Source organism: Actinomyces gerencseriae DSM 6844 (assembly GCF_000429265.1).
GTDB lineage: Bacteria > Actinomycetota > Actinomycetes > Actinomycetales > Actinomycetaceae > Actinomyces > Actinomyces gerencseriae.
The window spans coordinates 249,667-260,424 of the sequence record NZ_AUBN01000009.1 but is presented as its reverse complement, the minus strand read 5'-3'; the positions used below and the strand labels follow the sequence as shown (position 1 = coordinate 260,424).

Here is a 10,758-nt window from a genome sequence, read left to right as displayed (position 1 = left end):
CACCAACACGGCCAAGTTCGCCTCCGTGGAGGTCATCGCCGACGGCGACATCACCACCGGCGACCCCCTCATCCGCGTCACCGCACCACCCGAGGGCTGAGCTCCGCTCTCTCACGCGTCGCCCGGTGCGCCTCCTTCCCGACGGCGCCCGACGGCATCGGGTCGTCACCCCCGGTTCCCCGGTTGCGAGCACTCCGAGTGCCCGCAACCGGGGAACCGGCTGTCTCGCAGGGCTCGTCGGGGCCCGGCGGGGCATCGCCACTCATGACGCCGATCCCGGCCGATCCCATGGGACTCCCGGGGCTCTCGCCGACAGGCCCCAGGAGAACGAGTGGCGACGGCCCGCGGAAGGGCCGTCGCCACTGACCGATGCGAACTCGCACGGACGCGTGCTCCGATCCCTCCGAGATCGCAGGACAGGGCGGGGCGACGGAGCGCGCGCCGTCACCGAGGGAGGCGAGCCCGCGCCGGCGCCCCTCCGGCGGCCGGCGCGCGACCGACGTCTCACTCGACCCCTTCGTCCTCGACGTCGACGTATCGCTCGGGCGCCTTCTCCTTGGCGCTCAGCGTCCCGGCGTAATCGGGGACCTCCAGCTGCAGGGAGCGATCGGTGCGCTGATAGCCGGTGGACGGCGGCCTCTTCGGGAACGTCATCTCGGGCCGCTCGACGTGATGGTAGGGAATGGAGCCGAGCAGGTGATGAATCACGTTGATGCGCGCCTTGCGCTTGTCCTCCGACTCCACGACGTGCCAGCGCGCGGACTCGATGTCGGTGTGCACGAACATGTCGTCCTTGGCCCGGGAGTAGTCCTCCCAGCGAGTGACTGATTCGAGGTCGGTGGGCGAGAGCTTCCAGCGCCGCATCGGATCCGTCATCCTCGACTTGAACCTCTTGTACTGCTCCTTGTCGGAGACGGAGAACCAGTACTTGCGCAGCAGGATGCCGTCGTCGACGAGCATCCTCTCGAAGATCGGGCACTGCTGCAGGAAGCGCCGGTGCTCCTCGGGAGTGCAGTAGCCCATGACGTGCTCGACGCCGCCCCGGTTGTACCAGGAGCGGTCGAACAGACGGATCTCGCCGGCCGCGGGCAGATGCGCGATATAGCGCTGGAAGTACCACTGGGTGCGCTCGCGCTCAGTCGGGGCGGGCAGCGCCACCACCCGCGCGATACGCGGGTTGAGGTACTCGGTGATCCGCTTGATGGCCCCTCCCTTGCCGGCGGCGTCGCGCCCCTCGAAGACCACCACGACCCGGGCTCCGGTGGACTTGACCCATTCCTGCATCTCAACCAGTTCCGCCTGCAACCGCAGCAACTCCGCCTCGTACAGGGAACGATCCATTTTGTGGTGCTTCTTTGCCATGCACCAGAGTATGGCACGGATCACGTCCTTCTACATCCCGTGCGCATGCCCGCATCTCAGGAACCGCCCGGCTGAACGGCTCCGGGCACGCGCATCACCGACCGGGCGCGCGAGCGGTTCCGAGCACCTCGGGCCGGGTCGCGCGCCGGAGGGGCGGTTCAGGCGCGCGTGCGCAGCGCCCAGAAGGCGACCGCGGCGGCAGCGGCCACGTTGAGCGAGTCCACTCCCCCGGCCATGGGGATGCGCACGACCCGGTCGGCAACGGCGATGGTCCGCCGGGACAACCCGTCCCCCTCGGTGCCGAGCACGAGGGCGACCCGCGAGTTCGCCGCGGTGCACGCCGGTGAGGCGGCGAAGTCCTCCAGGCTCACCGAGTCATCGCTCAGGGCCAGAGCGGCCACCGTGAAGCCGGCGTCATGCAGCTCGTCCCCGGCGGGCCAGCGGGAGATCCGCGTCCACGGCACCTGGAAGACGGTGCCCATCGACACCCGCACGCTGCGCCGGTACAGGGGGTCGGCGCAGCGAGGGGTGACCAGAACGGCATCGACGCCGAGCGCGGCCGCCGAGCGGAACGCGGCGCCGACGTTGGTGTGGTCCACCAGGTCCTCCAGCACGGCGACCCTCCGGGCGCCGCGCCCGCCGCAGGCCGAGGCGAGCAGCTCGTCGACGTCGGCCAGGACGGGCCGGTTCATGGCGGCCAGGGCGCCCCGGTGCAGGTGGAAGCCCGTGATGGATTCCAGGAGCCCCTCCGGGGCTATGAGCACGGGGACGGGCCCGCCGTCCCCGCGTCCGCCCGTGCCGGCGGCGGCGGCGATGACGGGCCGCATCTCCTCCAGGTGCCGCTCGGTCATGAGGAAGGAGCGGGGCGCGTGGCCGGCCTCGACGGCGCGGGCGACGACCTTGGTCGATTCGGCCATGTAGAGCCCGCGCTCGGTCTCGATCCGGCGTCTGAGGGCCACGTCGGTCAGGCTCGTGTAGTCGGCGAGCAGGGAGCCGGCGGTCGCCCCGATCGTGTCCGAGGCATGCGCACCGCCGTCATGGATGACGTCCGGACCGCAGGAGTCGTCGAGGCGGATGATCATGGGCGGGACCGGTCCCTCGAGTCCCTTTCGACCTCGGCGAGCAAAGGGTTCCCCTCGACGGCGGGGGCCTCGGCCGAGGCGGGACCGGACAACCGGCTCCGGTAGAGCTCGCAGCGGGCGCCGCAGGCGGCGATGAGCTCGTCATGAGCGCCCTGCTCCACGATGCCCCCGTCCCTCATGACCGGCAAGACGTCGACGTCGCGCAGGGCGCAGGTGTCGACGCCGGGTTAACGTAGCACGGCGGGCGGTGGGGGCCGATCCGGACGGACCGGCCCCCACCTCCCGCCGTCCGAGAACACCGCGGGCGGATCAGGGCCTCGGCCCCGGTCCGGTGGGCGGGATGGAGGGCGGAGTGACGCCGTAGTCCCCGTGGTGGCCGGCCGAAGACGGTGTCGTCCCGGACTCGCCGGGCTCCGACGCCCCGTCATCCGGGGCGCTGGAGCCGGATGAGGTGGTGGTGGCGTCCGCCACCTGAGTGGCGGACTCGACCTCGCCGCGCGCCTGCGCCAGGGCCTCCTCCGGGGTCTGCAGGCTGGTCTGCGCCAGGTCCGACGCGATGCTGAGGGTCGAGTCCATGCCGGACAGGTCGACCGCCGGCTGGCTCCCGGCGTCGTCGGAGTCGTCCTGGTCCGGGCCCGACGGGGGCCTTCCTCCCAGAGCACCGGCGATGCCGTCGAGGGCGGCGGTGAACTCGGTGGGGACGATCCACATCTTGGAGCTGTTGCCGTTGGCGATCTTGGGCAGGGTCTGCAAGTACTGGTACGCCAGCAGCTTGGGATCGGCATTGCCCCGGTGGATGGCGTCGAAGACCTGGAGGATGGCACGCGACTCCCCCTGGGCCTTGAGAATGGCGGACTGGGCCTGCCCCTCGGCGCGCAAAATGGCCGACTGCTTGTCGCCCTCGGCCGTGAGGATCTGGGACTGCTTGACGCCCTCGGCCGTCAGGATCGCCGCACGGCGATCGCGCTCCGCGCGCATCTGCTGCTCCATGGCCCCCTGGATTGAGATCGGCGGGTCGATGGACTTCAGCTCGACGTTGCCCACGCGGATGCCCCAGCGGCCGGTCGCCTGGTCGAGGACGCCTCGCAGCTGGCTGTTGATCTGATCGCGGCTGGTCAGCGTCTGCTCCAGGTCCATGGCGCCGATGAGGTTGCGCAGGGTCGTGATCGTCAACTGCTCGATGGCCTGCAGATAGCTGGCGATCTCGTAGGTGGCGCGCCTGGGATCGGTCACCTGGTAGTAGATGACCGAGTCGATGTTCACCTGAACGTTGTCCGAGGTGATGACCGTCTGCGGCGGGAAGGAGACGACCTGCTCGCGCAGGTCCACCGTGCTGCGCACGCGATCGATGAAGGGCATGAGGAAGTGCATGCCGCCCCTGTACTCGGCCTGGAACCTGCCCAGCCGCTCGACGATGATCGCGTAGGACTGCGGAACGATCCGTATCGCCCGGACCATGGCGACAATGACGAGCACCAGGAAGAGGATGAGGAGCATGATCGGGATGAACTCGAGTCCGTCCATGAACAAGGCCTTTCGGTTGCGTGCATCGGTTCTGGTTGCCGGTGGGACATCAGGGATGCTGTCGGGATTGAGCGGGGGACCCGGTGACGAGTCAACCGAGTCGGCGGGGGATCAACGGATCCCCTGGCCCTGCTGGGGCTCGACCACGGCGATGGCCCCGTCGATTCCGGTCACGCGGACCGCATCGCCCACCCCGAGGCTTGAGATCCCGCCCTCGACCCTCTCGGACAGGCGGGCGCTCCACTCCTCGCCGCCCAGGCGGATGCGGCCCCCGTGGACGTCGACCGCCGTGAGCGCGGTCGCTTCGCGCCCGATGAGTCCCTCGGCGTTCGTCCGCGCGCCGGGGGAGCCGGCGATCAGGCGGCGTTTCGCCCAGGGTCTGACGGCGACCAGGAGGAGCACCGAGATCACGGCGAAGACGAGGGCCTGGGCCCACAGGGGGCCGCCCAGCGCGGCCGCCGCGGCACCGCCCAGCGCCCCGCCCGCGAGCATGAGGAACGTCAGGTCAACGGTGAGCGTCTCGATGACGCCCATGACAAGGGCTGCGCCGAGCCACCAGAGCCAAGCCATCGTGTTTCTCCTTCGTGAATGAACGATTCGGCGCCCGAGTACGGCTCAGGCGAGGTGACGGGCCGTGGAGCCGGCGGAGGATCCACGAGCGGTGTAGCGGCCGCGGTCCAGAGTGATCTCCAGCGGCAGGCCGAAGACGGCCGACATGGCGGGGTTGGTGAGGACCTCGTCCAGGGGGCCCGCCGCCATCCTCGCGCCGGCGCGCAGCGCGAGCGCGTGCGTGAAGCCGACCGGGATCTCCTCGAGATGGTGGGTGGCCATGAGCATCGACGGCGCCCCCGATCCGGAGATGATATCGGTCAGGGCCGCGAGCAGTTGCTCGCGGCCGGCCACATCGAGGCCCGAGGCGGGCTCGTCCAGGATGAGGAGCTCGGGGTCGGGCATGAGCGCGCGAGCGATCTCGACCCGCTTGCGCTCCCCGGAGGAGAGAGTGGCCCAGGCCCGTTCGGCCAGCTCCCCCGCGCCGAGCGCGCCCAGCAGAGCGCGTGCGCGCTCCACGTCGGAGTCGTCGTACTCCTCGCGCCACACGCCGATGCGCCCGTAGGAGGCGGAGAGCACGACATTCAGCACGAGCTCGCCGCTCAGGACCCGGCCCGCCAGCGCCGAGGAGCACAGGCCGATGCGGGGATGGAGCTCGGAGATGTCCACGCGTCCCATGCGCTCGCCCAGGACATCGACCGCCCCCGAGGAGGGGAACAGGCGCGCCGCGGCGATGCGGGAGACGGTCGTCTTCCCCGCGCCATTGGGCCCCAGAAGCACCCAGTGCTCGCCCTCCTCGACGGTCCAGCTCACGTGGGCGAGGATCGGCACGGTCCCGCGGTGGAGGGAGACGTCGTCGAGGCGGAGCACGGTGGTCATGGGCTCACCCTATCGCGTGGGGTGACCTGAGTCCCACGTCGGCGTCGGGATGCCGCCCCACGCCCCGTCGAGCCGCCGTCGGCGTCCGGGACTCCCGCAGGGTCTCGGGAAGACCCGGCGATGACGGAGCGGCTAGGGTGCGGCGGCGTGAGCCCCTTCGACCCGCCCGTCTCCGTCGTCCTGGCCCTGTGGGCGCCCCTGCCCTCCTCCCGCGGCATCGCCGTCGTCGAGGGCGCCGACGGCGCCCATGAGGTCGACGACTCGGCCTCGCCCTGGGGTCTGGGGAGGCTGTCCCTGGGACGATGGTTGGCGGCCTTCGGCCCGCTGTCACGGGTATCGGCGGCGCTCGCCTCCCCCGCCGACCCGCTGCCGGGCCTGGCCGCGGCCGTCGATGCCGGCGAGTGCGTCCTGCTCGAGGCGGTCTCCGGTCGTCGAGTGCTGCTCATCCCGCAGGCGGCGGGCACGAGCGCGGTCTGGCGGGCGGAGGAACTGCTCGTCCCCCCGCCTCCGCTCGACGCCGGGCAGGCCCGGCGAGACGTCCACGCGGCCACCCAGGAGGCGATCGACGCGCTCACCGGAATGGACCTCGCCCATGAGCGCCCCGAGCTCGCCGACGAGCTCACGGACCTGATGACGGCCGTGGTGGACCCGAGACTGATTCCGCCGACCCTGGACGGCAGGCGCCGCGCCCTGCTGGAGCGCTCACTGCGGCTGGCGGCGCTCTGCGAGGCGGCGCTCGACGACGACGGCGCGGCGGCGACGGCGGGCCAGGCCAGACGGCGGGCGCAGGTGCTGCGCCCCCTGCTCACGACGGCGCGGCGGGGGGTCGCCGCGGCCACGGAGTGGTGGGCCGGCTGACCCTCACGGCGACTCGTGCGAGGACGTCGCCGCCCGGGCGGTGACTCGCTCGTCAGAGGTTCGCGGCGGAGGTGCGCAGCACCTGTCCAGGCGACGACGTACGCGGGGCGCGCGTCGGACGCCGCGCCCCGAGGTCGCGGGTGGTGCGGCGCGGGCTCAACCCAACGGGTGCTCCAGCGCCCATTGGTAGACCTCCATGGTCCGCTCGGCGATCGCAGTCCAGGAGAAGTGCTCCTCGACCCGCTTGCGCGACGCGATGCCCATCTCCTCGGCACGAGCCTCGTCGGTGGCCAGGGCGGTGAGCCGCTCGGCGAGGTCGGCGACGAAGCGATCCGGGTCGATCGGCGTGCCGGTGCCGTCCTGCACCTGCTCGATCGGCACCAGCAGGCCGGTCTCGCCATCGACGATGACGTCGGGGATACCGCCGGTGGCCGAGCCGACCACGGGAAGCCCCATGGCCATGGCCTCGAGGTTGACGATGCCCAGGGGCTCGTAGACCGAGGGGCACACGAAGACGTCGGAGGCGCCCAGGACGGCCTGGAGGTCGCGGTGCGGGAGCATCTCCTCGATGAGGATGACCCCGGTCCGCTCGGCCTGGAGGCCGGACACGAGCGAGTCGACCTCCGCCTTGATCTCGGCGGTGTCGGGGGCGCCGGCGCACAGGACGACCTGGACCTCGGCGGGAAGGCGCTCGACGGCGCGCAGCAGGTGGGGCAGGCCCTTCTGCCGGGTGATGCGCCCGACGAAGACCACTGTGGGCCTGGAGGTGTCGATGCCGTAGCGCTCCAGGACCTCCTGGCTGTCCGACTCCCAGTCGGCGTCGGTCGGCCGGGCCCAGGCGTCCAGGTCGATGCCGTTGTGAACGACCTTGACGCGCTCGGGGGCGACCTGCGGGTAGGAGCGCAGGATGTCCTCGCGCATGCCGCGGGACACGGCGACGACGGCGGTCGCCCCCTCGTAGGCCTGGCGCTCAGCCCATGACGACAGGGCGTAGCCTCCGCCGAGCTGTTCGGCCTTCCACGGGCGCATGGGCTCCAGGGAGTGGGCGGACAGGACGTGCGGAATGCCGTGGAGCAGCCCCGACAGGTGGCCGGCGAGATTGGCGTACCAGGTGTGGGAGTGGACGATGTCGGCGCCCTCGACGCCGGGAATCATCTCGAGGTCCACGCCGAAGGTGCGCAGCGCGGGGTTGGCGCCGTCGAGCTCGGCGACCTCCGGGTAGCCGGTCACGCCCGGATCGGCGCCCTCGGTTCCCGGCTCGCGCGGCCCCCCGAAGGCGTGCACGCGCACGTCGGCCAGCGGGCGGAGCACCTTGGCCAGTTCGTTGACGTGGACTCCGGCCCCGCCGTAGATGAAGGGTGGGTATTCCTTGGTCAGCAGGTCGACCCTCATGGGTTGCGTCTCCTCGCTCGCGCCCCCGCGCGTTGGTGATCAGGTGGCTGGTCCAGAGCGGGACGGGCTCGTGGAACGTGAGCCGCCCCACGCCCGACGGTACCGGCTCCGGACCGGCGGCGGGGAGGTTTGCACCGCCCGAATGCCCGCGCGCACCAGGCCCGTGCGCGCCGGTCCGCCGCTCGTCGCGGGTCCTCCACCCCCTCCGCGGCCCGCCGACGGGCCGCTGCCGGAGCGCTGAACGACCGCCGACGCACCGGCGCCCGACCGGCGGCCCGTTCCCCGCGGGAAGGAATGCGTCGCGAATCGGCCCACAAGGTGGCTCGGGTCACGTAGGGTGGCCCCATGGCTTCCCCTCGTGTCCTCGCAATCATTCTCGCCGGTGGCGAAGGCAAGCGCCTGATGCCCCTGACGGTCGACCGCGCCAAACCAGCCGTGCCTTTCGGCGGAATCTATCGGCTCATCGACTTCTCGTTGTCGAACATGATCAACTCGGGCTTCCTCAAGTCCGTGGTCCTGACCCAGTACAAGTCGCATTCCCTGGACCGTCACATCTCCAAGACCTGGCGCATGTCGGACATGCTGGGCAACTACATCGCCCCGGTTCCCGCCCAGCAGCGCGTGGGCAAGCACTGGTTCCTGGGATCCGCCGACGCCATCTACCAATCGCTCAACCTGCTCGACGACGAGCGGCCCGACTACGTCGTCATCACCGGTGCGGACAACATCTACCGCATGGACTTCTCCCAGATGCTGGACCACCACATCGCCTCGGGCCTGCCGTGCACCGTCGCCGGCATCCGCCAGCCGCGCTCCCTGGCGGACCAGTTCGGCGTCATCGAGACCGACCCCGACGATCGCGGCCGGATCAAGGCCTTCGTGGAGAAGCCCAAGGACACTCCCGGACTGCCCGACTCCCCCGACGAGATCCTGGCCTCCATGGGCAACTACATCATGGACGCCGACGCCCTCTCGCAGGCCGTGACGGTCGACGCCGCCGACGAGTCCTCCAAGCACGACATGGGCGGCAATATCGTCCCCTGGTTCGTGAACCAGGGCTCGGCCGGGGTCTACGACTTCAAGGACAACGACGTTCCCGGCGCCACCGAGCGGGACCGCGACTACTGGCGCGACGTGGGAACGGTGGACGCGTTCTACGAGGCCCACCAGGACCTGATCTCGGTCACGCCGGTGTTCAACCTCTACAACTCGCGCTGGCCCCTGTTCGCCGGCTACATGAACTCGATGCCGCCGGCCAAGTTCGTCTACGGGCACCACGAGCGCCTCGGCCACGCGGTCGATTCGATCGTCTCCCCCGGGGTCATCGTGTCCGGCGGCGAGGTCATCTCCTCGGTGCTCTCCCCCGAGGTCCGGGTGAACTCCTGGTCCTCGGTGCGCGAGTCGGTCCTCATGGACGGCGTCAACGTCGGTCGCAACACCGTCGTCAACCGCGCCATCCTCGACAAGTACGTCGTCGTCGAGGAGGGCGCCATGGTCGGGATCGACGCCGAGCACGACCGCGAGCGCGGCTTCACCGTGACCGACTCCGGGATCACCGTCGTGGCCAAGGGGCAGAGGGTCTCCCGCTGACAGGTCACGGCTGAGCCCGCACCGGGCACGCGCTGAGCACGCGCCGCCGCCCCGGGGATCCAGATGTCCCCGGGGCGGCGGCGCGTCCTCCGACCCGCGTCCCGGTTAGCATCGGCGCATGACTGACGAGCCGGCCGCCCGCGGCCCGCGGACCTCGGGCGCCGGGGCCACGGGCGCCCTCGCCGATCTCGGTCCCGGCCTGCTGGTCATGGACGTGGACTCCACGCTCATCGACCAGGAGGTCATCGAGCTCCTGGCCGAGCACGCCGGCGCCCGGGAGCAGGTCGCCGAGGTCACCGCTCGGGCGATGCGCGGCGAGCTCGACTTCGCCGCGTCTCTGCGCGAACGCGTGGCCGCCCTGGCCGGGGTGCCGCGAAGGGTTCTGACACAGGTGCGGGACGAGGTGCGGCTGACCCCGGGGGCGCGGGACCTCATCGACTCGCTGCACGCGCGCGGCTGCCGGGTGGGAGTCGTCTCGGGCGGTTTCGAGGAGGTGGTGGCGCCCATGGCCCGTCGCCTGGGAATCGACCACGCGGCGGCCAATCGCCTGGAGGTGTCCGGCGGGGTGCTCACGGGACGGGTACTGGGCCGGGTCGTGGACCGGGAGGAGAAGGTTCGCCGCCTGCGCACCTGGGCCGAGGGCGACGGCGTGCCGATGGAGCGCACGGTGGCGGTCGGGGACGGCGCCAACGACCTGGGCATGATCACCGCGGCCGGTCTGGGGGTGGCCTTCTGCGCCAAGCCGATCGTGGTCGAGCGGGCGGACGCCGCCGTGCACGTGCGGGACCTGACGGCCGTGCTCGACCTGCTCTGAACCCGCCCCGGATCCGCCGCTTCCGATCCTGTCCCGAGCCCCGACCTGCTCCGCGTCCGCTCGACGTTGCTCCGGATGGACCGCGAACGGAGCCTCTCAGCGCGGTGCGGTGACGATCTCGGTGAGGTGGGCCCCCTGAGGGGAGAGCTCCGACCAGGGACCCGGAACCGTGAGCATCAGCGCCGTGGCCGTGGGCACCCCGAACGAGACCTGGGCCGCCAGGTCGTCGTCGGCATCGTGGAGCATGTGGGCGAGGATCGAGACCGTGGGCTCATGGCCGACGAGCACCACCGCGCCCGTGGCCTCGGGCAGGGGGGTCAGCAGGTCGAGGATCTTCAGGGCACCGTTGTGGTAGATCTCGGGCTCGACACGGATCTCGGCGGGTTCAAGACGGTCCTGAACGGGGAGCGCGGTCTGCCGGGCGCGCTCCGCGGGAGAGACGAGCAGAAGGTCGAGGCGGCCGATCCGTCTGCTCAGCGAGCGGGCGAGCTTATCCGCCAGGGTGCGGCCCTTGGAGGTCAACGGGCGCTCGAGATCGGTGGGAGCGTCATGGCCCGCCTTGGAGTGGCGGACCAGGACCAGGGTCTTCCCGAACTTCTCAGTCGTCACGTGGCAACCCTACGGCATGCCCGGGGAGGCGTGCGACGTGGGCCGATGTGCCCCGCGCCCCACGAAGCGATTGGCGTTCGTGCGCCGAAACGGGACGGG

At 71.2% G+C, this 10,758-nt stretch carries 10 protein-coding genes; 3 read left to right on the top strand and 7 right to left on the bottom strand.

Going from position 1 to position 10,758, the window contains the following annotated elements; genetic code table 11:
- Window positions 1-504 precede the first annotated feature (504 nt).
- From ppk2 to G448_RS0104165, 5 genes are all read right to left on the bottom strand, one after another.
- Window positions 505-1,341: a polyphosphate kinase 2 gene (gene ppk2, locus G448_RS0104190; RefSeq protein ID WP_026406975.1), complete on the bottom strand. Its 837-nt coding sequence runs from the start codon at window positions 1,339-1,341 to the stop codon at window positions 505-507.
- A gap of 179 nt (window positions 1,342-1,520) precedes the next feature.
- Window positions 1,521-2,444, bottom strand: coding sequence for a TrmH family RNA methyltransferase (locus tag G448_RS0104185; RefSeq protein ID WP_084436315.1), 924 nt, complete (start codon window positions 2,442-2,444; stop codon window positions 1,521-1,523).
- A 309-nt stretch (window positions 2,445-2,753) separates the two neighbouring features.
- Entirely contained in the window at window positions 2,754-3,968 is a 1,215-nt protein-coding gene (locus G448_RS0104175; protein WP_026406972.1) for an SPFH domain-containing protein, read from the bottom strand.
- A gap of 111 nt (window positions 3,969-4,079) precedes the next feature.
- Complete coding sequence (locus G448_RS0104170; RefSeq protein WP_026406971.1) at window positions 4,080-4,538, bottom strand: NfeD family protein; 459 nt, start codon at window positions 4,536-4,538, stop codon at window positions 4,080-4,082.
- A gap of 45 nt (window positions 4,539-4,583) precedes the next feature.
- The gene (locus G448_RS0104165) at window positions 4,584-5,396 is read right to left on the bottom strand and encodes an ABC transporter ATP-binding protein (RefSeq protein WP_026406970.1); all 813 of its coding nucleotides are present in this window, start codon (window positions 5,394-5,396) and stop codon (window positions 4,584-4,586) included.
- A gap of 147 nt (window positions 5,397-5,543) precedes the next feature.
- Here G448_RS0104165 and G448_RS0104160 point away from each other — a divergent pair, with 147 nt between their 5' ends.
- The gene (locus tag G448_RS0104160; protein ID WP_026406969.1) at window positions 5,544-6,254 is read left to right on the top strand and encodes a hypothetical protein; all 711 of its coding nucleotides are present in this window, start codon (window positions 5,544-5,546) and stop codon (window positions 6,252-6,254) included.
- A gap of 156 nt (window positions 6,255-6,410) precedes the next feature.
- On the opposite strand, the gene glgA is transcribed toward G448_RS0104160, so the two are convergent.
- A complete protein-coding gene (gene glgA, locus G448_RS0104155) occupies window positions 6,411-7,646 on the bottom strand; it encodes a glycogen synthase (RefSeq protein ID WP_026406968.1) in 1,236 nt (411 codons plus the stop codon).
- A gap of 345 nt (window positions 7,647-7,991) precedes the next feature.
- Here glgA and glgC point away from each other — a divergent pair, with 345 nt between their 5' ends.
- Entirely contained in the window at window positions 7,992-9,236 is a 1,245-nt protein-coding gene (gene glgC / locus G448_RS0104150) for a glucose-1-phosphate adenylyltransferase (protein WP_026406967.1), read from the top strand.
- Between the two features lie 118 nt (window positions 9,237-9,354).
- A complete protein-coding gene (serB, locus tag G448_RS0104145; protein ID WP_026406966.1) occupies window positions 9,355-10,050 on the top strand; it encodes a phosphoserine phosphatase SerB in 696 nt (231 codons plus the stop codon).
- Between the two features lie 96 nt (window positions 10,051-10,146).
- On the opposite strand, the gene G448_RS0104140 is transcribed toward serB, so the two are convergent.
- Window positions 10,147-10,659: a SixA phosphatase family protein gene (locus G448_RS0104140; RefSeq protein ID WP_026406965.1), complete on the bottom strand. Its 513-nt coding sequence runs from the start codon at window positions 10,657-10,659 to the stop codon at window positions 10,147-10,149.
- Window positions 10,660-10,758 lie beyond the last annotated feature (99 nt).